The 23,292-nt window shown below is 67.5% G+C and carries 25 protein-coding genes; 21 read left to right on the top strand and 4 right to left on the bottom strand.

All coding sequences use genetic code 11. The features are described from left to right. Positions 1-10 precede the first annotated feature (10 nt). Complete coding sequence (locus ACESMY_RS13080) at positions 11-937, top strand: hypothetical protein (RefSeq protein WP_372785035.1); 927 nt, start codon at positions 11-13, stop codon at positions 935-937. Continuing rightward, positions 931-2,988, top strand: a complete 2,058-nt coding sequence (locus ACESMY_RS13075) for a hypothetical protein (RefSeq protein ID WP_372785034.1) — start codon at positions 931-933, stop codon at positions 2,986-2,988. The genes ACESMY_RS13080 and ACESMY_RS13075 overlap by 7 nt, the downstream gene beginning before the upstream one ends. Here the strand turns inward: ACESMY_RS13075 and ACESMY_RS13070 are convergent. After that, positions 2,985-4,055 carry an acyltransferase family protein gene (locus ACESMY_RS13070; protein WP_372785033.1) on the bottom strand — a complete coding sequence of 357 codons (1,071 nt, stop codon included), beginning with the start codon at positions 4,053-4,055 and terminating at the stop codon, positions 2,985-2,987. The genes ACESMY_RS13075 and ACESMY_RS13070 overlap by 4 nt on opposite strands. Before the next feature lie 84 nt (positions 4,056-4,139). On the opposite strand from ACESMY_RS13070, the gene ACESMY_RS13065 reads away from it, so the two are divergent. The 7 genes from ACESMY_RS13065 to ACESMY_RS13035 all read left to right on the top strand — a co-directional run bounded on the left by ACESMY_RS13065 (position 4,140) and on the right by ACESMY_RS13035 (position 12,352). After that, positions 4,140-4,457: a hypothetical protein gene (locus ACESMY_RS13065; RefSeq protein WP_372785032.1), complete on the top strand. Its 318-nt coding sequence runs from the start codon at positions 4,140-4,142 to the stop codon at positions 4,455-4,457. A gap of 48 nt (positions 4,458-4,505) precedes the next feature. Next, on the top strand, positions 4,506-5,789 hold the full coding sequence (locus ACESMY_RS13060; RefSeq protein ID WP_372785031.1) for a right-handed parallel beta-helix repeat-containing protein: 1,284 nt from the start codon (positions 4,506-4,508) through the stop codon (positions 5,787-5,789). A 55-nt stretch (positions 5,790-5,844) separates the two neighbouring features. Then, positions 5,845-6,174 carry a hypothetical protein gene (locus ACESMY_RS13055; protein WP_372785030.1) on the top strand — a complete coding sequence of 110 codons (330 nt, stop codon included), beginning with the start codon at positions 5,845-5,847 and terminating at the stop codon, positions 6,172-6,174. 1 nt (position 6,175) lies between these two features. Beyond that, on the top strand, positions 6,176-8,701 hold the full coding sequence (locus ACESMY_RS13050; protein ID WP_372785029.1) for an Ig domain-containing protein: 2,526 nt from the start codon (positions 6,176-6,178) through the stop codon (positions 8,699-8,701). Between the two features lie 217 nt (positions 8,702-8,918). Beyond that, positions 8,919-10,820, top strand: coding sequence for a portal protein (locus tag ACESMY_RS13045; protein ID WP_372785028.1), 1,902 nt, complete (start codon positions 8,919-8,921; stop codon positions 10,818-10,820). A gap of 78 nt (positions 10,821-10,898) precedes the next feature. Then, complete coding sequence (locus ACESMY_RS13040) at positions 10,899-11,720, top strand: hypothetical protein (RefSeq protein ID WP_372785027.1); 822 nt, start codon at positions 10,899-10,901, stop codon at positions 11,718-11,720. Positions 11,721-11,920: 200 nt separating this feature from the next. Continuing rightward, the gene (locus tag ACESMY_RS13035; RefSeq protein ID WP_372785026.1) at positions 11,921-12,352 is read left to right on the top strand and encodes a hypothetical protein; all 432 of its coding nucleotides are present in this window, start codon (positions 11,921-11,923) and stop codon (positions 12,350-12,352) included. Here ACESMY_RS13035 and ACESMY_RS13030 read toward each other — a convergent pair. Then, positions 12,346-12,732, bottom strand: a complete 387-nt coding sequence (locus ACESMY_RS13030) for a hypothetical protein (protein WP_372785025.1) — start codon at positions 12,730-12,732, stop codon at positions 12,346-12,348. The two genes, ACESMY_RS13035 and ACESMY_RS13030, sit on opposite strands and share 7 nt — an antisense overlap. 299 nt (positions 12,733-13,031) lie before the next feature. Between ACESMY_RS13030 and ACESMY_RS13025 the strand changes: the two genes are divergently transcribed. The 5 genes from ACESMY_RS13025 (at position 13,032) to ACESMY_RS13005 (ending at position 16,174) form a co-directional block, all read left to right on the top strand. Then, a complete protein-coding gene (locus tag ACESMY_RS13025; RefSeq protein ID WP_372785024.1) occupies positions 13,032-14,201 on the top strand; it encodes a P22 phage major capsid protein family protein in 1,170 nt (389 codons plus the stop codon). Positions 14,202-14,283: 82 nt separating this feature from the next. Then, positions 14,284-14,925 carry a hypothetical protein gene (locus tag ACESMY_RS13020; protein ID WP_372785023.1) on the top strand — a complete coding sequence of 214 codons (642 nt, stop codon included), beginning with the start codon at positions 14,284-14,286 and terminating at the stop codon, positions 14,923-14,925. A 2-nt stretch (positions 14,926-14,927) separates the two neighbouring features. Continuing rightward, the gene (locus tag ACESMY_RS13015) at positions 14,928-15,173 is read left to right on the top strand and encodes a hypothetical protein (RefSeq protein WP_372785022.1); all 246 of its coding nucleotides are present in this window, start codon (positions 14,928-14,930) and stop codon (positions 15,171-15,173) included. Continuing rightward, a complete protein-coding gene (locus tag ACESMY_RS13010) occupies positions 15,173-15,757 on the top strand; it encodes a hypothetical protein (protein ID WP_372785021.1) in 585 nt (194 codons plus the stop codon). Before ACESMY_RS13015 ends, ACESMY_RS13010 begins: the two co-directional genes overlap by 1 nt. A gap of 9 nt (positions 15,758-15,766) precedes the next feature. Beyond that, positions 15,767-16,174: a hypothetical protein gene (locus tag ACESMY_RS13005; RefSeq protein ID WP_372785020.1), complete on the top strand. Its 408-nt coding sequence runs from the start codon at positions 15,767-15,769 to the stop codon at positions 16,172-16,174. 713 nt (positions 16,175-16,887) lie between these two features. On the opposite strand, the gene ACESMY_RS13000 is transcribed toward ACESMY_RS13005, so the two are convergent. After that, positions 16,888-18,000 (bottom strand): tetratricopeptide repeat protein, encoded by a 1,113-nt coding sequence (locus tag ACESMY_RS13000; protein ID WP_372785019.1) that lies wholly within the window; start codon positions 17,998-18,000, stop codon positions 16,888-16,890. Positions 18,001-18,349: 349 nt separating this feature from the next. Here ACESMY_RS13000 and ACESMY_RS12995 point away from each other — a divergent pair, with 349 nt between their 5' ends. The 7 genes from ACESMY_RS12995 to ACESMY_RS12965 are packed head-to-tail and all read left to right on the top strand — an operon-like array spanning position 18,350 to position 22,398. After that, positions 18,350-19,744, top strand: coding sequence for a hypothetical protein (locus ACESMY_RS12995; protein ID WP_372785018.1), 1,395 nt, complete (start codon positions 18,350-18,352; stop codon positions 19,742-19,744). Then, a complete protein-coding gene (locus ACESMY_RS12990) occupies positions 19,741-20,109 on the top strand; it encodes a hypothetical protein (RefSeq protein WP_372785017.1) in 369 nt (122 codons plus the stop codon). Before ACESMY_RS12995 ends, ACESMY_RS12990 begins: the two co-directional genes overlap by 4 nt. Then, the gene (locus ACESMY_RS12985) at positions 20,110-20,997 is read left to right on the top strand and encodes a hypothetical protein (protein WP_372785016.1); all 888 of its coding nucleotides are present in this window, start codon (positions 20,110-20,112) and stop codon (positions 20,995-20,997) included. It abuts the gene before it with no gap. Between the two features lie 59 nt (positions 20,998-21,056). Beyond that, positions 21,057-21,287, top strand: a complete 231-nt coding sequence (locus tag ACESMY_RS12980; RefSeq protein WP_372785015.1) for a hypothetical protein — start codon at positions 21,057-21,059, stop codon at positions 21,285-21,287. Next, positions 21,271-21,510, top strand: coding sequence for a hypothetical protein (locus tag ACESMY_RS12975; protein ID WP_372785014.1), 240 nt, complete (start codon positions 21,271-21,273; stop codon positions 21,508-21,510). Before ACESMY_RS12980 ends, ACESMY_RS12975 begins: the two co-directional genes overlap by 17 nt. Before the next feature lie 31 nt (positions 21,511-21,541). Continuing rightward, entirely contained in the window at positions 21,542-21,970 is a 429-nt protein-coding gene (locus ACESMY_RS12970) for a D-Ala-D-Ala carboxypeptidase family metallohydrolase (RefSeq protein ID WP_372785013.1), read from the top strand. Then, positions 21,967-22,398 (top strand): hypothetical protein, encoded by a 432-nt coding sequence (locus ACESMY_RS12965; protein WP_372785012.1) that lies wholly within the window; start codon positions 21,967-21,969, stop codon positions 22,396-22,398. The genes ACESMY_RS12970 and ACESMY_RS12965 overlap by 4 nt, the downstream gene beginning before the upstream one ends. 107 nt (positions 22,399-22,505) lie before the next feature. On the opposite strand, the gene ACESMY_RS12960 is transcribed toward ACESMY_RS12965, so the two are convergent. Beyond that, entirely contained in the window at positions 22,506-23,051 is a 546-nt protein-coding gene (locus ACESMY_RS12960; RefSeq protein WP_372785011.1) for a DUF2239 family protein, read from the bottom strand. Positions 23,052-23,292 lie beyond the last annotated feature (241 nt).

Raw genomic sequence — 23,292 nt, 5'->3', positions numbered from 1 at the left:
GCCGGGGCCGATGGGAAAGCTTCTCGGCCGGCTGCTAGCCGGGGTTCTGGCTCTAGCGCCAGGCGTAGCCGCCGCCCAGCTGCTGACGCTCGGCGTTGGCGGTCAGCCTGCGGCCGGGGCCGCCTACACCGGGCCCGGCGATGTCGTCTCAGCTGCGAAGGTATGGATCGGTCTGCGGGCCTACAGCGCCGCCCAGGCCGATGGCGCCCACAAGGCGATTGCGCTGGTCCGTGCGTCGGACAGCCATAGCTGCGACGTCTTCCTGAACACGAGCGGCAATCTCGGGGTCACCACGGCGTGCTCGACGGGCGGGGAAAACGGAACCGCCGTCGCGACATGGTGCAACGCCACCACCTGCTCGATTGACGTGTTCTACGATCAGACCGGCAATGGCTTTACGTTCACCGCCCACACTTCAAGTAACCGAGCGGTGCTGTCGTTCTCGTGCCTGGGCGCGCTGGCTTGCGCGGACTTCACCTCGGCCACGGCCTACTATGAGAGCGTCATTTCCGCGACGGCGGACGGCCTGACCACCTCGTTCGTCGCCATCCGGACCGGCAACTTCACCGCGGAGAACGACATTCTCGCCATCGGAACGGCGGTCTTCTACGACGCGGTCGCCAACAAGGTCGGCGCCTACTTCGGCAACGCCGCCACCGCCACGGCCTCCGACAGCGCCTGGCATGCCATTCAGATTGTGGGGAACAACACATCAGGGGCCATCGCAGTCGATGCGACGCAGACCACGAGCCTCAACATGGGGACCTCGGGCCAGCTCGCCAATCCGTTCCTGGGGTCGGGCAACAGCTCGGGCTCCAACCCGCTCACCGGTAAATTGATGGAAGTCGGCATGTGGCCCGTCGCCTTCACCGGCACGCAGATGACCAACGTCTGCCACAACCAGTTCATCTACTACGGAACCCCGACCTCATGCTGATCCGTCGCGCCTTCCTGGCCTTGGCGGTCCTGATCGCGCTGGTCGCCGCGGCCCCGGCTGACGCCTCGCCGTTTCGCCTGCATATCCGCGGCAAAGCGGTCGCCGGGGCGCCCAACTTGCTCCCCGGTGCGAACGCCGGCGGCGCCGGGTGGACGCTGATCGCAGCCCCGGCGCCAGCGGGCAACTCAGGCGACGACGGCTATGGTGATCAGGCCATCGCTCGGATCGACCAGGAACCTCTGCGGGTCATCCGCACCGGCGAGAGCTTCCATCTCGGTCTCTACGCCAAGCACACGCCGACCTTCGCCGAATACACGGGCGGCGCGATGTCCAACATCTGCGAGGTGGATTTCGCAGTCGATGGTGGGAGCTTCACGCCCGTCACGTCAGAAACCCTGAACCCGGACACTGGGATCACCGACTTCAACATCAACGTCCGCGAAGCTGACTTCCCGACGACCGGCAAGCACGAGGTGCGTTGGAAAGCGGTGCCGTGCACCGGCTACCCCCTGATCGGTCAGGGCGACTGGATCATGGCCGATATCAACTCGGGCTCGATCACGGGAAAAGCGCTTAGCGTCTCAGGCTGGCAGGGCAAGCAGACCCTCAAGGTCGGCATGGGGATCATGGGCAAGGGCATCTTGCCTAACACCTACATCACCGCCGACGCGGGCGGTGGCGGCGGTGATGGAGCCTATACCGTCAACCAATCGCAGATGATCAGTTCGGAGTTGATGGCGGTCAACGGCGCGCCGTCGTTCATCTTCTACAGCAGCCACTCCAACGCCGTTCCGCAGCAGATCATCTACGTCTCGACCACGGGCAACGACACGACGGGCACGGGCTCGACCTCGGCGCCGTTCCGCACGATCCAGAAGGCCGTGGCTCCTGGCTTCGGCAACCAGAACACCGACGAGTGGTTCATCTGCCTGAGGACCGGAACCTATCCGGTCACCTCGTCTGGTGGCGGTGGCGGAGGCCCCGGCATGGGCAACTTCAACTACCACCTGCACGTCCTGCCGACGACCGATGCGCCGTGCGACGGTTCGGGACCGGGAACGGTCACCTTGGACGCCACGCAGGGACAGGCCAATCTCAACAACCTTGGCGCCGTCGATACGCTCTATCAGCACGTCACGATCATAAATAGTCAGGGCTTCAAGGGGGACGATAACTTCGGCACCGGCGCGACCGCGACCGGCAGTCGGCTGATCTTCAAGAATGTCGACTTCACGGGTCTGGGCTTCAACGACCTCGACGCGGGCGTGGGCAACGCGACGGCCGGCTTGTGGTGCCTCGGCGGGACGTTCCGGAACATCGGCAACGGCTGCAACTCCAAGATCGTGCCGCTCGTCGCCAACGCCACCTTCGACCACATTGGCGTCGATATCGCGTCCAACGCCTCATTCGTCTACGGCCTCACGATCACCAACCAGGGCCCATACCCCGGCACCGGTAGCGCGGTGTCGGGATCGAATATCGTGACCGGACTCACCTTCAACACCAACCTGTTGGTGGTCGGGGGGTCCTTCGGCACGCAGGTCAATTCAGCCTTCCCGGTGCCGATGCTCTGCTCTCTCGCGCCCCCCTATCCTTACACGGTCGGAAGTGTCCTCTCGTCGTCCTCGATCACCGTGAGCGGGCCTAGCGGCGGCGTCGCCGTGGCCAGCGAAACTGCTGCAAGTATGGGCGCTGGGGCTGGCTGTTCCCACTCCGACCAAGTCCAGCTGGAGTTCGATCGGTACAATGTGATCGTCGCGAACAACGATAGTTCTGCCGCGTCAAATAACGCGGGCCGAGGGCTCGCGAACAACGGCACGCAATTGCACTGGGCGATTGTGAACAACCACCTCGCCGAGGCCGGCGGCGCGAAGGTCTGGGAATGGGAAGCGCCCTACATGGAGAATATCCTTGTGACGGGCAACGTGTTCGACGGGCCGACCTTCGTGAACCTGTCGAGCACCTACGTCCACAACTACAATTTCAACAACACATGCCAGAGCGCCGTGGGTCGACCAACAGGCATGACGTTCCGAGGAGGAACCTGCTAGACCAGCACGGGCGTCTTCGGCCTTTGCTTGAGCAGGTCGGCCGCCGCCCTGTTGACCCGGAGTTCCAACAGCTTGTGAACCGCGACGCCGCCGAGGGTTGCGGATAGCGCCAGCAGCACGAAGGCGACTGGGGCAGGCAGGATTTGCGGCAGACCCAACTTCACGGCGAGCTTGGCGACGAAGGTCAGCGTCAGGATATGGGTGAGGTAGATCGCGTAGGACGCAGCACCGAGAGCGACGAGCCACTTTGGCGCGGTCAGCAGCCCAGATCGCTCGGCTTCGACACCGCCGACCAGGGCCAGCACCGCCCCGGCGCCGAACAGCAGCCGCGACGTCCATTCCGGCAAGAAGGTCGAATAGTCCAGCGCCAGCCCTGTCGCCAGGAACAGGACCGCGCCAGCCGCCAACACCAGCCTGGGGGCCGGGATGCGCCACCGCTCCAGCGCCATCGCCCCGGCGACACCAAAGGCGAACAGGACGTTGATGAAGCGGGTCATATAGTCCGGCCAGGGCGGGGTGAAGCCAAGGAAGGGCTGGGCGGCGCAGATCAGCGTCCAGATCACGAAGGCCGGAATGCCGACCCGCGGCAGGCCGATCACCAAGGCGCAGAAGCCGTAGAAGACGATCTCGTGCCACATCGACCAGGAGACGAACACCACGGCGTCCAGCGGCTCCTTGCCGACTAAGAGGGCGGATTGCAGGATTTCCAGGGGCTGGCGCCAGGCGGCTTGGCCCAGCGACGGCATGGCGAAGATCAGCACCACGGTGACGGCCAGGACCACCCAGAAGAACGGGTAGATCCTCAGAAACCGCTTGCGGGCGAAGGGCAGGACTTTCGAGGGTTTGCCGACGTCCTTCCGGTGGACCGTCAACATGATGTAGCCGGAGAGCACGAAGAAGAACTCAACCCCGGCATGGCCGAACAGGAAGAGGCCGTGAAAGGCGTCTCCGGTCCAGTATTTCGGGGTGCTGAAGTAGTAGTTCGAGGTGTGGAACAGCACCACCAGTAGGGCTGCGATGCCGCGCCCCGCCTCGACGTTGGTGATCTTACCCACTGATCGGTCCATCGCCGGAATCCTGTAACCGCAAGTCGTGACCGTCAAGTTGATGCGCGTGGAGCGCGATTTCCCCGACGACCGAAAGGACCTGCCATGCCCGGAGATCCGAAGCCCGCGCCGGCGCTTGGCGTCGACCCCACCTCGGTTGCACGCTGGTGGTTGCCGGGGTGGCCACAGGTGCTGGGCGCCGGGCTCTACGCCATGGCCTTCTGGCTGCTGTGGACGCTCTCGCCCGCCAAGGGGGCGGAGCCCAGTGAGCTCTTCAACATGCTCGCACAGGCCATCGTGCTGAACGGCTTCATCGGCGGTGTCGTCGCCGCGGTCTTCGCCATGAGCCGGAGCAGCTCGTCGAAGATCGAGACCGGCGCGACGCCGGCGCCGCTCGTGGACGGTGAAGCCACCGACGCCTGATCGGCCGCCTGGCCGCGACCGCCCGCCTCGCAGCTGGCCGGAGATGTCATGAACCGCTTCCGCGACGCGATCTACGGCGTGTGCCTCCTGCTGGCCGCGCCGGCGTCGGCTGGGACCGTGACGGTCTCGTCGACCGACGCCGCCTATGCCGCGGTGAAGGCCGATCAGCCCGGCGACGTCGTCCTGCTGGCCGCCGGGGTCTATGGCGCGCTCGACCTGAGCAATCTCGTCGTGGCGGCCCCGGGCGTGACCGTGAAGCCGGCGCCTGGCGCCAATGTCCTGCTCGGCCAGGTGACGATCAGCAACAGCCAGGGCCTCAATCTCTCGAGCTTCGAGGTGGTGCAGTCGCCGGCCAGCTGGATGAGCTCGGTCTATGTGACCAACTCCTCGCGCATCAACCTCGACGGCCTGCACGTCCATCAGAGCGACCCGGCGATCAGCTCCAACGGCGTACAGTTCCGCGACACGACCGACTCCAGCCTGACCAACAGCCAGCTCGACCACCTGGGCGTCGCCGGCCTGTTCATCGACGCCCAGCGGTTGACGGTGGCCGGCAACAGCGTCGCCCACCTGACGGCCGATGGCTTCGACTTCGCCGGTGTTGGGGGCTCGCTGATCGACGGCAACCGGCTGACCGACTTCAACCCGGCCGCCGGCGTGCACGATGACGCCATCCAGTTCTGGGGCACGGCCAACAATCCTTCGCCCGTCGGCAACGTGGTCTCCAACAACGTCATCAGCCGCGGTGACGGCGTCGTGGTCCAGGGGGTGTTCGCGGAAAGCCAAGCCAGCCTGACGATCACCGGCAACGCGATGACTGGGACCATGTTCAACGGCATCTCGGTCTCCTCGACCAAGGGCGCGACGATCTCCGGCAATTTCGTACAGGGCTGGGCCGACATGGGCTCGGCCATCGTCGCGCGCGGCGGATCGTCGGACGTGACGGTCGGCGGCAACACCATCTCCAGCCCGGTCAACAATGTCCCCGCCAACGGGACCGAGCTGGCGGTGATCAATTTCGTGCTCGGCCAGAACGCGGCCATCGCCCCAGCGGCGGTGGGCGACACCTCTGCCATGGAGGCCTGGCTGAAGGCCAAGGCCGCTCCGGTCGTGACGCCGCCGCCCGATCCGCGGGACGTCCAGATCGTGGCGCTGACGGTGCAGCTCGCCACGGCCAGGGCTCAGCTCACCAGTTTCGGAACGCAGGTGAAGACCCTGCAGGGACAAGCGACGGCGGCGCAGGCGGCGACCGCAGCTGCAAACGCCAAGGTCGCCGCGCTCCGCAATACCTTGTCGGCGCTCGGAGCGTCCGTCGCCGCGGCGCTGAAATAGCCGCCTCGAACGCTTGCCGACGCCTGACCGGCCACCTCACATCACGGAGATCCGAATGGACAGCAGCCCTTTCGCGTGGCTGGAAGACGCAACGATAAAAATCACGGCCACCACATCGGGATCGGACCGGGCCAAGTTGCTGAAGATGCCGACGGGCAGCGTGCAGTTGGAGTTCTTCAACGCCGGCGCCGTCCCGGTCTTCATCCGGAAGGGGGCCGACGCGACGGTCACCGCCTCGGCCAGCAACCCGGACAAGCCGATCGCGGCAGGCGCCATGGAGGTGCTGACGGTGATCAACACGCCCTCGGCGCCGGTGACCCACGTCGCCGCCGTCACGCTGAGCGGCTCGGCCGACCTCTACATTACGACCGGCGCGGGAATCTGACGTGGCCATCCACGCCGGCCTGCGGGGGCCGGGACATCTGTCGGCGGTCGGTGGCAAGGTCTCCACAGCGCTGGCGCTCAGCGGGACGCCGGGGCCCGCGACACAGAACGCGGCCTACAGCTTCGCGCCGGCGCGCACAGGCGGGACCGCGCCCTTCACCTTTTCGCTGCAAGCTGGGACTCTACCGAGCGGCCTCAGCCTGAGCGCCGCCACGGGGATCGTCGGCGGCACGCCGACCGGTACCGGGACCAGTTCGGGCATCACCCTGCGGGTGGTCGACTCCGCCGCGACCCCGGTTACCGTCGACCTGACCAGCCTGTCGATCACCGTGTCGGCGGCCCTGACCCTGACCGGAACCGCGCCCGGCGCCACGCAGAATTCGGCCTACAGCTTCACGCCGGCGACGGGCGGCGGCCGTGGAACGAAGACCTATGCGCTGACGGGCTCGCTTCCGGCCGGCCTGACGTTCAGCACCTCGACGGGGACGATCAGTGGGACGCCGACCACGCTCGGCGCGACCAGTGGTCTCAACATCACCGTCACAGACGCGGACAGCCGCACGGCGAGCCTCGGGGCCTTCTCCATCGTCGTCTCGGCCGCCTCGAGCGCTTCGACATCGCCCGGTGCGAACTTCATGGCCGACACGATCATCAAGGCGGGTCAGCTCGGAGTGACGAATTCCACGCAAATGACCTGGGCCTTCTCGCTGAAGGGGGACATGAACAGCGGCGTGGTGACCGCCGGGAGCCAGGCCGGCCAGGTGCTTTTCCAGTCGGACCCGGCCAGTGCGGGCGAGGTCACCGCCGGGGTCGCGCCGGGTGTGCTCCTGGCCTTCGAGAACACCGGCGTCGCGCAGTGGAATTTCAACAACAGCGCCGGCGTCACGCCCGGCGTCGACGACATCAAGTTCGGGTTCACCGCGCCCCACAGCGGCTGGTTCACCCCTGACGCCTGGAACACCTACCTGCTGACCTGGGACAGCGCGACCGGCGACTGGGCGCTCTATTGGGGCGACGGGTCCACGTCCGACCTCGTGGACCTGCGGGCTGCGGGCGTGGCCTCGGCCGCCTCGCTGCCCACGAACTGTCTCTGCGACCTGAACAACGCCAACGGCCTGATGCTCGGCGGCTCGACCTGGGCGCCGAGCGGCGGCGCCTGGGGGATGCTGAGCGACATCTATATCGCGACCGGCGAGTGCGTGTCGGACGGCTCCGGCGCGATCGGCCTCGCGACGCGGCGAAAGTTCTATGCGGGCGGCAAGGCGCAAGACCTCACCGGCTTCCCGACAGGCCGGCGGCCGCAGATTCTGCTGGCGGGCGGCGCGGCGGGCATGACGAGCAACCTGGGGAGCGCCGCGCCGTTCGGCGGCTTTGCGGTCCACACCTCTCCGTTCTGCGACTTCATCTCGCCCCACGACGGCTTCACCGGACAGGAGAACATCCGGCTGTTGGACGCGGCGTGGGGACCGGGGGCCGCCGAGCCGATCACGCCGCATTTCAGGTGGGTCGCCGCGGGCCAGCCCCTGGGGTTCGACGACGTCAGCACCCAGGTCCTCGCGCCCGACGGCCACCGGATCACCGCCGGAGACCTGCTGGTGTTCGCCGCGGCGATGGACGATCGCGTCGGCACCTTCAACCACAATATCGCCCTGCCGAACCTGCTGAAGACGGCGGCCGGCGCGAACCAGCCGAACGGCTGGACGTCGGTCACCGGCGGCAATGTCTATCCGGCCTCGGACCAGGTGGCGTTCAATGTAGGGGTCAAGGTCGCCGACGCCGCCGACGTGCGGCTGGCGGAGAGCTATGCGCAGCGCGACACCTCGCTGGTGGCGACCTCCAGCACCTCGGTGACCATCTCCGGCCTGCCGAACGGCGGCGCGGCCTTCAACCAGACGTTCGGCGCCGGCAAAGGCTTCGTCGCGGGCGACGTCGTGGAGGTCTACGCCAATGCGCCGACGGTCAACGAACAGCGCACCCGGTTCTGGGCGACGGTCAACAGCTACAATTCCGGCACCGGCGTCGCCAACCTGACGGCGTTCGCCGCCGAGGGCTCCGTCACGGGCGGCGCGGCCTGGACGATGACACTGGGCGGTTGGCGGTGGAGCTGGACCATGAGCGGCTCCGGCGCAGGCTCGGTGCTGCAGTGCGGGGAGGCCTTCATGACCTGCTATGGCGGCGTCGCGACCGTTGGCGCCATGGGCCACGCCAACAGCACCGCCTGGGCCAATCCCGGCGCCATCGCCACCGGCGGCCTCACCACGACGCATGCCAACGCCCTGGTGATGAGCGGATTCCTGGCGGCCGACCCGGGGCCGGACACCACGCCGCACAGCGGCGCGACCTACGCCGAGCGGTGGCGCCAGATGAAGCGCAGCAACGACTCCGGCGGCGGGGTGATGTTCATCGTCGCCGACGAGGTCAAGCCCACGGCCGGCGCCTATGCCAGCCAGTCGATGGACGTGCTGGCCACGGATCGGTCGGGGCAATGGAACGGCTTCGTACTGGGGTTCAATCTGGAGCTGGCTTAGCCGAACGCCGCCGTCGCGATCAGCGAGGAGGCACGAAATGTTCCTATTTTGTTCTTGACAACCGCGCGCGAATTTGCGATAGTTTTGTCAGCGTTGATTGGTGCGCCCACCGCCTGAGGCGGTGAGGCGCAGATCCGTTTCCCGCTTCAGCCGTTGCGCCCATCCGGGCCGCCTTCCACCCGCCCGCGCGCGGGCGCCATTTGCGTGAGGTCATGCCTTGTCAGACGACGAGATCATCCGGGAGGCCCGCGAGGCGTTCGAGCTGGCGGCGGACGCCGAGGCCGAGAACCGGCGCGAGGCGCTGGACGACCTGAGGTTCGCCCGGCTCGGCGAACAGTGGCCGGCGCAGATCAAGCGCGAGCGGGACCTGGACGGGCGGCCTTGCCTGACCATCAACCGGCTGCCGGCCTTCATCCGCCAGGTGGTCAACGATGCGCGGCAGAACAAGCCGGCGATCGTGGTGCATCCGGTGGACGATGCCGCGGACCCCGAGACCGCCGAGGTGTTCAACGGCCTGATCCGCCACATCGAACAGTCGAGCGACGCGGAGGTGGCCTACGACACCGCGCTGGACTTCGCGGTGACCGGCGGGTTCGGCTACTTCCGGATCAACACTCGCTACGCCACCGACGACGGCTTCGACCAGGACCTGATCGTGGAGCGGGTGGCCAATCCGTTCTCGATCTATGGCGACCCCGACGGGACCGCGGCGGATTCGTCGGACTGGAACTCGGCTTTCGTGGTCGACACCCTCCCCAAGGCCGCCTTCGAGGCGCGCTGGAAGGGTGCGGACGCCGTGGACTGGACGGCGGACAGCTATGCCTCGCTGAGCGGGCCCTGGCTCGACGGCGACCGGGTGATGGTGGCAGAGCACTGGCGGCGCGAGGCGGTGAAGCGGACCATCGTGGCGCTCTCCGACGGCCAGGTGGTCGAGCTCGCGGTCTACGAGAAGCAGAAGACGATGTTCGACGCGCTCGGCGTCAGCGTCGTGGGCCGACCGCGCGACGTGGCGAGCCATAAGGTCACCCAGCGGATCATGACCGGCGCCGAGGTGCTGGAGACCGTGGAGTGGGCAGGGAAGTTCATCCCGATCGTGCCGGTCTATGGCGACGAGCTGCACGTGGATGGCCGCAGGCGGCTGCGCGGCCTGGTGCGCGACGCCAAGGATCCGCAGCGGATGTTCAACTACTGGCGGACCACCTCGACCGAGCTGGTGGCGCTGGCGCCGAAGACGCCGTTCATCGGCCGCAAGGGCGCCTTCGAGACCGATAGCGCCAAGTGGGCGACCGCCAACATCCAGACCCACGCCTACATCGAGTACGACGGCCCCGAGCCGCCCATGCGTCAGGGGTTTGCCGGACCGCCGGCCGGAGCGATGCAGGAGGCGCTGAGCGCCAGCGACGACATGAAGGCGATCATGGGCCTCTATGACGCGAGCCTTGGGGCGCGGTCGAACGAGACCTCCGGCCGGGCGATCCTGATGCGGCAGCGGGAGGGTGATGTCTCGACCTTCCACTACGTCGACAACCTGAACCGGGCGATGCGGCACGCCGGGCGGATCCTGCTGGACCTGATCCCGAAGGTCTATTCGACGCCGCGGGTGGTGCGGATCCTCGGCCCGGACGGGCAGGCGAGGGCCGTGCCGGTGAACCAACCAGCGCCCACTCAAGGCCCGGCGCAGGCGCAGCCGGATCCGATGGGGCAGGCGCATGAGATCGAGAAGATCTACGACCTGACCGTGGGCAAATATGACCTGACGGTAAGCTCGGGGCCCAGCTTCACCAGTCGTCGGGAGGAGGCGGCGAACCAGATGCTCGAGCTGATCCGGGCCTATCCCGCCTCGGCGCCGGTGATCGGCGACCTGCTCGCCAAGAACCTCGACTGGCCCGGCGCCGACGAGGTCGCCCAGCGCCTGCAGGCCATGCTGCCGCCGCAGGCGCGCGGCGCCTCGCCCGAAGGCCAGGCCGCGCAGGCGCAACTGGCCCAAGTCGCCCAAGCGCTGGCCGCGGCCAAGGCGCAGATCGCGGCCCTGCAGCAGGATCGCAGCCACGAGGCCCGCAAGCTGGAGATCGACGCCTTCGAGGCCGAGACCAACCGGCTGAAGGCGATGCAGCGCTAGGCCGAGCGGCGACGACGCGCCTCTGGCGCCAAGCAATACCAAACCGCGGGCTCCGCGCCCCATTCCAAAGGAAAGCCCATGCAAGACAACGACGCGCCCGGCGCGGACGACCTCGTGCGCGCCGTTCCGGCCGACGATTCTCAGCTGGCGACGGACGGGGACGACGGCGACGACGCCTGCCGGATCGAGCATGAGGGACAGGTCTACGAAATCCCATCGGAGCTGAAAGGCGCGTTCCTGCGGCAGGCGGACTACACTCGCAAGACGCAGGAGCTGGCGCAGCATCGGCGCGCGTTGATCGCCGAGCGGCAGGCCGTGGCGGCGGAGGCGCAGGCCGCGGATGACGCGAGCGGAATCCGATTGCAGCTCGCGGCCTTGGATCATCAGCTGACGCAGCTCGGCGGCGTCGACTGGCAGGGCTTCGCCGCTCAGGATCCGAGAGCCGCGCAGGCGCTTTGGGGCCGGTTCCACGAGATGGCCCAGGCGCGGGGCGGGCTTGCCCAGGCGGCGGCGCATCACGCCGAACGAAACCAGATGCAGGCGGCTCGTGAGGCGGCGGCCAAGATGGCCGAGACCGGCCGAGCGCTGCAGCAGGAGATCGAGGGTTGGTCGCCGGAGGTGGCGGCCAAGCTGGTGGAGTACGCCAAGGCGTTCGGCGTGACTCACGAGGAGCTGACCCAGATGGCCGATCCGCGCCTCTGGAAGGTGCTGCACAAGGCCTATCAGGCCGATCAGACGAGCCAGGCAGAGGGCGCGGCCAGCGCCGCGGCCAAGGCCCAGGCCGTGAGGCCGGCGGTGCTGGTCAGCGGTTCCGCGCCCGGCGGCGGCGCGGTGCGCGACGAACTCGCCACCAAGGAGTGGATGAATCGCCGTAACGCGCAGCTGCGGAAAGGTCGCTGATGGCGGTCTTTCTGGATGGGCCGGGGGAGGACTTGGCGCCGGCGGCCGGGCCGCTTCCGGCAGGCCCACTGATGAGACTGAGCGACTGGGCCGCCTTGGCGACGGCCCCGAGGCGGCCGACGGGCACGGAGGTCTCGGTCCAGGCCAAACCGGTATTCAGCTTTTGGCCTGAGGACGCTCCAATCCGTGGACCGCAGCACATGTTCGTCCAGTACGATGACGGGCGAGAACAGCTGATCGCGCGCGGCGGCCCCTCATTGGAGGGCGCCGAGTTCGCAGGCGGCCTGCTCGACGGGAGCAATCGCGTCACGGCCGGCGTCTTTCCGGCTGCCCTGAGCAAGGACTATGGCAAGGGCCAGCGCGAGATATTCCACGGCTTCCTTCCCGGCATCCCTGCGCAAGAGGCGGCCGCCGGCGCGCGGGCCTATGCCGCTGACGTCAACCGCGGAGGGGACGCCTATGCGCCCCTGGGCACGAACTCCAACAGCTTCGCCGCGGACGTCATCGAGGATCGCTTCGGGCGGCGTGTCGGCGACACCGGAACCCCCGGCTACCGCTACCACCTCCACGCCCAGCGGACGGCTCCACAGCCTTTCGACTTGTCGCCGCTGCTTCGAACCGCACCTTATTGAGACCGGCTGGGGTCCCTGGCGCCGGTGAGGAAGACCATTGCGCTCAGGAACATGCAGACGAGGCAGACCAGGCCCAAGGGGAGCAGCAGGATCACCATCAGCAGTCCCAGCGCCTCACCGTCATTCTCAGCCGCCAAGGCGAACCCCGCTGCGACGATCGCCGGGATCGCGGGCATCCAGATGAGCAGCAGCCTCCAGCCCGGCGTCCGGTGATCCGACGCCCCGGCGACAGCCCACCAGATCGCGCCGAGCACATAGAGGCCCACGCCAAGGAAGACACCTGAAAGCCCCACCGCATCGCCCATGCCCACGAGGCCAGGACCGGCGACCGCGGCCACGGCAGCCACGAAAACCAAAGCCGGAATCAGATAGCGCCGCATCGATTTCCCCACCTGCTCGCGTCGTCGTCCGACCTGGCCCCCGAGCGCCGATACAAGCTCGACCGCTCAGGTTCTATATTTGTTCACGATCAAGCCGCGGTCAAGGCGCTGCCCCCGGAGACTCGATCCACCCCTTCAACACGGCCGCCACTCCGCCCTGCAGCCGGCCGGCGAGCAGGCCGAGCACCGACGGACCCGCCGGACAACACCCTGCCGCCCCGAAGAGCCCCAAGCACGCGCGAGTTCGCGCCTCGGGGTGCTCGGCGCGGCGCAAACCCATTCCCTTGAAAGGACAGACCATGGCCAACGCCATCCTGACGCCGACCGCGGTAACGCGGGAGGCCCTGCGCGTGCTGCACCAGAAGCTCAACTTCGTGGGCTCGATCACGCGCGAATACGACGACAGCTTCGCCCGCCAGGGCGCCAAGGTAGGCGACACCCTGAAGGTGCGCCTGCCCAACCAATACACCGTGCGGACCGGCTCGACGCTGGCTGCGCAGGACACCACGGAGACGTCGGTGGACCTGAAGGTGCAGACCCAGAAGGGCGTCGACCTGAACTTCACCTCGGTCGACCTGACGCTGGCGCTCGACGACTTCTCCGAGCGCATCCTGGAGCCCGCCATGAGCGTGCTGGCCGCCAACATCGAGGCGGACGCCATGACCATGTACCGCGACGTGTTCAACCAGGTGGACAACCAAGGCCAGGCGGCGAGCTTCACCAAGGTGCTGCAGGGCCGCAAGATCCTGGTGGACAACCTGGCGCCGCTGAACGGGCGGACCTGTAACCTGAACACCCAGGACAACGTCGACCTGGTGGACGCGCTGAAGGGCCTGTTCAACGACCAGACCACGATCAGCAAGCAGAACCGCGAAGGCTTCATGGGCCGGACCGCCGGGTTCGACTTCATGGAGAACACGCTGTGGCCGTCGCATCCGCGCAGCGCCGCGGCGGGCTATCAGGTCAACGGCGCCTCGCAGACCGGGGCGACCCTGACGGTGAACACCGGCACGGGCATTCCGGCGCAGGGGGATGTCTTCACCGTCGCCGGCGTCTTCCGGGTGCACCCGGAAACCAAGCAGTCCACGGGCATCCTGCAGCAGTTCACGGTCGGGTCGGGCGCGAGCACCACCTCCTTCCCGATCAGCCCGGCGATCGTGACGACGGGCGCGGCTCAGAACGTCTCGGGCTCGCCGGCGAGCGCGGCGGTGGTGACCTTCGCGGGCACGGCCTCGACCAACTACGGAATCTCCATGGCCTATCAGAAGGGGGCGTTCGCGTTCGCCAGCGCCGACATGGTGATGCCGCGGGGCGTCGACTTCGCCGCCCGCGAGGCCTTCGACGGGGTGTCGATGCGGATCGTGCGCCAGTACGACATCAACTCCGACAAATTCCCCTGCCGTCTCGACGTTCTCTACGGCTTCAAGACCATCCGCCCGCAGCTCGCCTGCCGGCTGGCCAACCACTAGCGGCTCCCTCCCGCTGAACCTCCTGGGCGGCTGGCGACAGCCGCCCAGGACCCTTTCCCCCTTTCCCGCTTCGAGGCCGCCGATGGCGATCACGACCTATGCCGAGCTGCAGGCGGCCGCGGCCAACTGGCTGGTGCGCGGCGACCTGACCCAGCGCATTCCCGAATTCATCACGCTCGCCGAGGTCCGGCTGAACCGGGTGCTGCGGGCCAGGCTCGCGGAGACGGAGGCCGCGCTTTCGGCGACAACCGGCGCGCGGTCGATTCCGCTACCGAACGGGTTCGCCGAGCCGCTGGCGCTCTGGATCGTGATCGGTGGCGAGCGGCGGGCGCTACGGTTCATAGAACCCAGCCTGCTGGGCGCCTCCAGTCTGCGCGGCGAGCCCTGCAGCTGGTCGATCGATGGGGCCAGCCTGGCGTTCGACCGGCCCTGCGACCAAGCCTACGACCTCGTGCTGCGGATGCTCGCGAAGTTCGCACTGTCCGACGCGGCGCCGACCAACGGCTTGCTCGCCGACTATCCCGACGCCTATCTGTTCGCGACGCTCTGCGAGGCGGGACCGTTCCTGCGCGACGCGGAACTCGCCGGCGCCTACGAGGCGCGGCTCGAGCGGTCGATCGCCGAGATCAACACGAAGGACGCCCGCGTCCGCGCGGCGCGGACGCTCGTCACCGAAATCCCGCCGCGCGCCGGCGCTCCCTTCGACATCACAGGAGGCTTCTGACCATGCTGACGCCCATCGGCCCGGGAATCCCGGCCGCCTTCCACGCCGTCCTGACCTCGATCCACAACGCGATCCGGGAGCTGCAGACGCCGGAGGAGCCCAAGCCCGTGTTCGCGGCGGTTCAAGCGAAATTGCCGCCGGCCGCGTCCTATCCGCAATGCGTGGCGCTGGTCAGCGACCTGAACATCCTGGCCCACTCCAACGGGGCCCACTGGATCCGGCAGGACACCGGCGCGGTGATCGTCTGATGCCCTCGTCCTGGTCCCCGTCGCTGCGGTTGGAGCTGCAGTTCACCGGCGAGAACATCAACCTGTGGGGCGACAAGTTGAACGCCGCGTTGGGCCACGCCGACTATGCGGTGGCCGGCTGGCTGGCCAAGGCGCTGACCGCAGACGCCGCGCTCTCCACGGCCAATGCCGGCGACGACGAGGCGCGCGCGGCGATGATCAAGTTCACCGGGTCGGGCCCGTTCACGGTGACGATCCCTTCGGTGAGCAAGGCCTACCTGCTGTGGAACGCCTGCGCCGCCGACTTGACCGTCACCACGGGCGCGGGGTCGAGCGTCACGCTCCAAGCCGGCGACATCCTGCCTGTCTATTGCGACGGGTCGAACGTAAAGACGCCCGGCTATAGCGGCCTGAGCGTCAAGCAGTACGTCGATCAGCTGGCCTTCACGGCCAACGCCGGGAACCTGCCGGCCCAGCTCGGCAACGCCGGCAAGGTCATCAAGACCAACGGGACAATGGCGAGCTGGGCGAACCTCTCCACCGCCGATCTCACCGACAACGCAGCCTTCCTTGGGCGGGCCGTGGCGCTCGCCGTCGTCCTCTAAGGAGCATCCATGCCCGGCACAGCCAATTCCATCATCACACCGCAGACGCCGAAGTCAGGGAACGCAGCCTGCACCACGGCGAACACAACCTACACGACCTCGCCGAGCAACACGGTGGCTCTGGTGACGGCGGGCCCCAACGGATCGAGGGTGACGCGTATCGGAGCCATCCCCCTCGCGACCGTCACCGCGACACAACTCCAGCTCTTTCGCTCGAGAGACGCCGGGACGAGCAAGTTTTTCATCGTGAGCGCGCTCATGGCCGCCTATGCGATGGCGCAGACTACGGCGGCACCCGTGACGGACTTCGGTTTTTCGGACGACAATCCACTAATCCTGACGCCGAACGAGATTCTGTATGCGGCTGTCGGTGTGACAGGGGCGGTGACGTTCAACGCCGAATGGGCCGACTACTAGTGGCCGGTCAACCACTCCGAGGGCTCGTTGGGCAGTCACTTGCGGCAAGGAAGTCTCGTCGAGATGCAACGGTAGGTGTTGTCGGAACCACAGATGCAACCACCGGATCAGGTTCGATCATAGCGACAACACCTTGTCAGGCCTTGATCTTTGGGTTTGGCGCTGGAGGCTCCGGGGGATCATCTGGCGGTGTAAGCGCTGGCGGTGGGGGCGGCGGCGCATTTTTCAAGCGCGTGCGACTGACCCCGGGCCAAGCGATTTCCTATTCTGTTGGTGCGCCTGGGGCAGGGAACGTAACTACGACGAACGGTAACAGCGGCGGCGATACGATCGTTACTCTTCCAACTGGCGTTGTCATAACCGCCAAGGGCGGCGCCGCGAATGTCGGAACCGTCGGTGGTATCGGTGGTACGGCTTCCGGTGGCGACATAAATCGCGTGGGCGGATCAGGCGGTGGGCCAAGCGTCCAAGGATCTCCCGGAGATCATGGCGGCGCTGGCGGGGCACCCCTCGGCGGCGAGGGCGGGGGTGGTGGCGGAGCGGGCTTCTCCGACCTAGGCCCGGGCCTTTTGGGCGGCGTTGGCTCGGATGGCAGCAACGGTACACCGACTAGTTCGGGTGGCAGCTGGGGCGGCGGCTCGGGTGTGAGAAGGCGGTAACATGTCCGGCCCGGGTGGCGCGGGCCGCTTGGTGATCTGGCTTATCCGGCCGCGCTAGAGCACCAAATCAGTCGCTTTGCGAATTGAGGGTGCCCAGTCTCCTGCGCCCGGCTGCCGGACGACGGTCACGCGCGGGTACCATGGTGATCGCTCTCGCCACCGCCAATCGGCGGAGTTGTGTTGAAGGAGAACAATCGCCCGTTTCCCCATTGACCCAGCCAGATGGGCGATAGCGGTGTCGACCGAGATCACGGCATCGAGCCCGGCAACTAGGTCCGCGGTGTCCTGAAAGTCCCGTGCGCCACTGTCTTCAGGAAGCAAACTGATGGCACCAGGAATGGCGAGCAAGCGCGTACCGAGGGCTTCAGGAAGAGATCTGCCAGGATCGGGGAGGGGATTGCCGCGCCACGCGACGCCTATGCGGCCGGCGCCGCGCGGCGAGCCGGAAAAATACGGCGCGATCACGGGCGGAGCCCATCGTGGCAGCGACAGCGGTAACGCCCAGTAGTCATACGTTTTGATCGAAATACCTTCCCGCCAGGGAACGACCTCGATTGGCAACTGTGAGAACAGGCGGCAAAGCTCAGGGCGGCAGGCGAAGGTGACGTGAGCCGCTCCTAGAGACCACAGGTAGCGCCCGGCGAAGATCAGGTCTCCGAAGCCTTGCTCGGCCAGCACAATGAGCCGTTTTCCGGCAAGTGATTCACCGCGCCACTCGGGGAAACTTAGATTTCTTCCCTGCGAGTTCATCCGCTCCGGGCGTTCGTCATAGAGAGCCCAACCCTCGATGTCCCGCCCCAGTGCCAGGTAGACGTTTCCAAGATCGCGCTTCGCCTGCCGATTGGTCGGGTCGAGCCTAATGACCTCTGCGTAGGCTTCTCCCGCCTCATCCAGGCGGCACATTTGAAACAATAGATTCGCAAGATTCAGCCGCGCCGGCGACCGCTCTGGCTGAAGCTCGACGGCGCGCAGCAGTAGGTCTTCAGCTTCACCGACAGCACCTCTAACCCGCTGAATCGAGCCCAGATTGCACAGTGCCGTAGCATCTTCACCAGTTGCTAGAACTGCGCGGTAACCCGCGGCAGCGCGGTCAAGATCGCCCGCTCTATGAAGTCGAATTGCCTCCAGGAGGTCGGAGGAGGTTTGACCGAGGCTGCTGTCGTCCATTGGGAAATATCGCTCGATTGCAGCGACGCTCACAACCCTTCCGATCAATGCTTAGCACTCAAACGATCTGGTGGAAGCCGCAACTGGCGCCGTCAACGACCTTGAGACTGGTTGCTAAGCGTCCGCGGCGGCTCCGTGCTCGCCGTGGGCATCGTCCATCATCGACCACCACGGTCAATCGCACGATCTCTTCCAGTCAAGCGAGACGAACATGCGAATTCCTCTCGACCTTCCGCCGGGGTTGAACGGCGATGACACGAGCTTTGCCGGCGCCGGGCGGTGGGCCGATGGGTCCAATGTGCGGTTCCGGTTGGGGCGGGCGCAGACGATCGGGGGTTGGGAGAGCCTGATGGCCGAGGCGCTTATCGGCGTCTGTCGCTCGGCCTTTCCCTGGACGGACAATGCCGCGGTGCTGAACGTCGCCTTCGGGACGCATTCGAAACTGCAGCTCTGGCAGGGCGGGGCCTTGTTCGACATCACGCCGGCGTCCGGGTTCACCGTGGGCGCGATCGACGGGGCGGGGAGCGCCGGCTACGGCACGGGCGCCTACGGGGTGGGCGCCTTCGGCCAGCCCTCGACCACCGACTATTTCCCACTCACCTGGTCGTTCGGCGCGTGGGGACAGAACCTGTTGGCGAGCCCGCGCAACCAGACGATCTTCGCCTGGAGCAACAACACAGCCGCGCCCGCAGCGGCGCTGGCCAATGCGCCGGCCAATGTGACGCACATGCTGGTGGCGCCGCTGAACGGCGGCTACCAAGTCTTCGCGCTGGGCTGCAACGAGGAGGTCTCCGGGACCTTCAACCCGCTCTGCATCCGCCACTCCTCGATCCGAGACAACACCGAGTGGAGCACGCTCGCGACCGGCTCGACGGCGCGGGAATATGTGCTGACCGGCGGCGGCCGGATCGTGGCCGGGCGGATGTGCGGGCCCTATATGCTCGTATGGACGAGCGATGCGCTCTTCCTGGGGACCTTCGTGGGGTCGTTGAACGAGCCCTGGCGGTTCGACCGGGTGGGGCGCAACTGCGGCCTGATCGGGCCGAATGCGGCGGTGGTCGTGGGCCAGACGGCGTTCTGGGCGAGCCCGGACCGGCAGTTCTACAGCTATGGCGTCGGCGGCCAGCCCGAGCCGATCCCATGTCCCATCCGCCAGGCTTTCGCCGATCAGTTGGCGGCGAGCCAGGGCGACAAGATCACCGCCTCGTCCAACGGCGAATTCTCGGAGATCCGCTTCGACTATCCGGACAGCCGCGACGGCTATGAAAACAGCCGCTACCTGGCCCTGGCGCTCTCGGGCGCGGACGCCGGCGCCTGGCATCGGGGGGTGATGGCCCGCACGGCCTTCGTCGACGCGGGGCCCTCGCTCTATCCCCTGGGCGTGACCTATGAGGGTCGCGTCTATCACCACGAGAAGGGTCACTCGGCCGACGGCCAGCCGTTCGCCTGGTTCATCGAGACAGCGGACAGCTATCTCGATCCGGAGACCTGCCTGTTGGTCCGGGAGATCTGGCCGGATTTCAAGGATCAGCAGGGCCCGGTGACAGTGAGCGTCTCGGGGCGCCGGCATCCACAGGACGCCGAGCAGGTGGTCGCGGCGCCGGCTATGGCGCCCGGCGACGCCAAGTCGGACGTCCTGATTTCGGGGCGCTTGTTCAAGGTGATCTTCGCCGGCTCCAGCGCGCCGACCGCCTGCCGGATCGGCCAGCCGGTGTTCGATGCGACGCCGGCCGGGCGCCATTGAGCCTCGACACCGACTGGGCGCGCTGCGCGCCCTGGCTCGATGCGGCCTTGGCCCATGCCGGACGGACGCATTCGCTTGAAGACGTGAAGGCCGCGGTCGATCGCGGCGAGGCGCGGTTCTGGCCGGGCGCGGCGAGCGCCCTGGTGGCCGCCGTTGAGCAGGATCCCGCGGAGCGGCGCCTGCTGATCTGGCTCGCCGGCGGCGCGCGGGACGAGCTGGAGGACGGCCTCCTGCCGCTGGCGGAAGCCTGGGGCCGTGAGAGCGGCTGTCGTCGCGCGCTGGTGATCGGCCGCGACGGCTGGGCGCGGACACTTCGGACCAAGGGCTATGCGCCGCTGGCGCGGATCATCGCAAAGGATCTCTAGATGAGCTTGAAGATCGGGGGCTCGAAGTCGAATTCGAGCGGGACGTCCAACACCCAGATCAACTCCACGACAATGCCCGTCGTGCCAGATTGGGCCTCGAACCTGACGCAGAGCGTGGCGGGACGGGTCGGCGGCCTGGTGGGGCAGGACCCGCAGTCGCAGGTCGCACCCGTCAATCCGCTGCAGACGGCGGCGGGCGCCAACGCCGGCGTGCTGTCCGGATCGCCGTGGAATTTCGACGGGGCGCTGGATCTGTATCGCGGCGTAGCGAACCGGCAGGCGCCGAGCATTTCGGCCAACATCGGCCAGTTCATGGACCCGTACCTGAACGGGGTGGTCAACGCGACGTCGGCGGACCTCGACGCCAGCGATGGGAAGGTGCGCGCGCAGCAGGCTCTCGACCTCGCTGGTTCCGGCGCCTTCGGGGGGTCTGGCGCGGCCCTGACGCAATCGGCGACAGAGGGCGAACTTGCGCGCGCCCGGGCCACGTCGCTGGGCGCGCTGCGATCGCAGGGCTTCGCTCAGGCCCTCGGCGGCGCCACGTCCCAAGCCCAACTTCAGCAACAACAACAGGCGCAACGGCTGGCCTCGGCGCAGGGGATCGTCGATGCGTCGACAGCCTACGACGCCAACCAGCGCGCTAACATCGCCTCCCAGCTCGCGACCGGCGACGACCTGCGAAACATCACTCAGCAGCAACTGCAGGCCCCGGAGACGAGCACCGCCCAGATCGTGGCGATGCTGAGCGGGCTGCCGATCGGGCTGTTCACCGGGCAGGCGACGAACGGGACATCGAGCACGCAGACAACGGGTCAAAATACGAACGTCAACGCGTCAGCAGGTATTGGGCTGGGCTCCAAGGGCTGGGGCGGGATTCCGCTCGGATGACCCGTCCCACACCCCAAGCTGGTGAAAGGGAGCGCCTAGCTGCCCTCGAACAGCGCCTCGTGGATCACGAATCCCGCTGCGAGGAGCGCCTTGGCGAAATCAGAGCCTCGGCCGCCGGCACCCTGAAGGCGGTCGAGGGCCTGAAGAACCGCTTCTGGGCGATCGCCCTCTCGCTGCTCGCCTGGGCGTTGGCCCAGGTCTGGGCCGCGGACCAGGGCCGCGTGGCGCGCCTGGAGAGAGATGTACAACCCGCCGCTGTGATGGAGGTCGCCGATGGCTCCGCCCGTTGAGATCCGCTGGCTCTGGCGGCGAATCTACACCTATGCCGTGACGGTGCTGAACTGCGCCGGGATCGGCGGCATCGTCTGGCGGCTGGACGACGCCGCGGCGCTCCGATGGCTCGGCCTGGCGTTGATCGGCGCCAACGTGGTCACGGCGACGCTCTACCTGGCGGGCGCGACGGTCACCGACTGGGCCAAGCTGGCCCACGCCGCGCGCAGCACCGCGCCCTAAGGCGCGCCGACACACAAACAGGACAACGGACATGGCTACTCAGCTCACGGCGCACTTTGCGCTGGAGGAGCTCGCCTGCACGCAGCATCGCGAGTTCGATAACACTCCGCCGCCTGAGGTGGTGGCGACGCTGCGGACCACCGCGGCGCGGATGGAGGAGGTCCGCCGGCTGCTGGGCGGCCGGGTGATCAGCGTCTCCAGCGGCTACCGCTGCCGGGCGCTGAACCGCGCGGTCGGCGGGGCGGCGACCTCGGCGCACCTGACCGGCCACGCCGTGGACTTCAACTGCTACGGCTTCGGCGATCCTCTGGCGATCTGCCGGACGCTCTCGGAGGCCGACATCGCCTTCGACCAGCTGATCGAAGAGGGGACCTGGGCGCACATCAGCTTCGACCCGCGGCTGCGCCGGCAGGTGCTGACCCGCCGCGCTGGCGGCTATGGCCTGGGGCTGCCCGAATGACCCCGCGGCTCATCCTGATCCTCGTGGCGATCGCGACCGTGCTTTCGGCGGCCGGCGGCCTCTATTGGAAAGGCCGCCATGACGATGCGCTCAAGGAACGGCCGAAGACCGAGGCGGCGCTGGCCAAGGCGGCTGTCGCGGGCCTGGAGGCCCAGGGCGCGCAGCAGAGCGCCCAGCGGGTCGAGGTCGTGGTCCGCCAACGCGACGCCGCCAATGGTGTGGTCGCCCAACTGATGCCTGAAGCTTTGAAATCGGAGGACGCGAATGCGCCGCTTGATCCCGCCCGCGCTGCTCGGTTGCGCAATGCTGATGACGGCCTGTGCCTCGCAGACGCCGCGCTTGCCGGCTGCGCCGCGAATCCAGATGCCGCAGGCCGCTCAAGCGGCGTGCGCGCTCTACCGGCTGCCGGCGGTCCCAATCCAGGCTGATCTCGAGATCGGCTACGCCACGCGCGGGGCGCAAATCGTCGCTTGCGACGCCGCAAGGGCGCTCGCGGTTCAGACCCACGAGGCTGAGCACGCGCTCGAGGATCAGGTCACGGCGAAGGGGGCCAAACCCTCTCGCTGAGTTCGCCGACATAGGCGCCGACATCCTGGGGCCAGGCCGCAATAAGTCCTTCAAACCTCGCGCGATCGGAAGCGAAGAGGGCGCGCGTCGCCTCTTCATAGCCGGGCAGGTCGCCGGCGAGAGTGGTCATCACGCGATAGGTCACCTCCTGTGCCTCGCGCACCGCGCCGGCGTCATCGGTCGCCCGCCGCGCCTGGTCGACCAGCCGGCGCAGGGCCGCCGACGCCCCGCTGGGCTGGATTGCCAGCCAGTCCCAGTGGCGGGGCAGGAGGGTGACTTCGCGGGCGACGACGCCGAGCTTCGGCCGGCCGCGGCTGGCCTTTGGCGCCGGGGTTGAACGCAAACGCGCCAGGACATCGGGCACCGAGCCGCGGAGGTCCAAGTCGACACTACGGCCGGTCGAACCGTCGATGACAACGAGCGCTCCGGCTGGGCCCTCGTAAGCCGCCCTTGCTGCGGTCGCCAGATCGCCCCGCGCCAAGAGCCGGCCCGCCAAGAACACCGCGAATTCCATGCGAGGCGGATCCTTCGCCGAACAATTCCACCCGGGTGAATAGCGCTTCGGCCAAGCCACCGCCATCCCTCGTCCTGCCTTGAAGGAGTCGGACGCTTCGCGGATCTCACAAAACGACAGAGGCAAGCGTACTACCAACCCCTATCGAACTATCGTGTCGATCACACTCTCCCGCGCGACGTGGGCGTACTCGCTGGCTTCCTACCCTCTGTATATGGCGTCTACACCTCCCGAGTAGCAG

The sequence above is a fragment of the Phenylobacterium sp. genome, assembly GCF_041691455.1.
GTDB lineage: Bacteria > Pseudomonadota > Alphaproteobacteria > Caulobacterales > Caulobacteraceae > Phenylobacterium.
The sequence above is the reverse complement of the archived record's forward strand: the minus strand, read 5'-3'. Positions and strand labels throughout refer to the sequence as shown.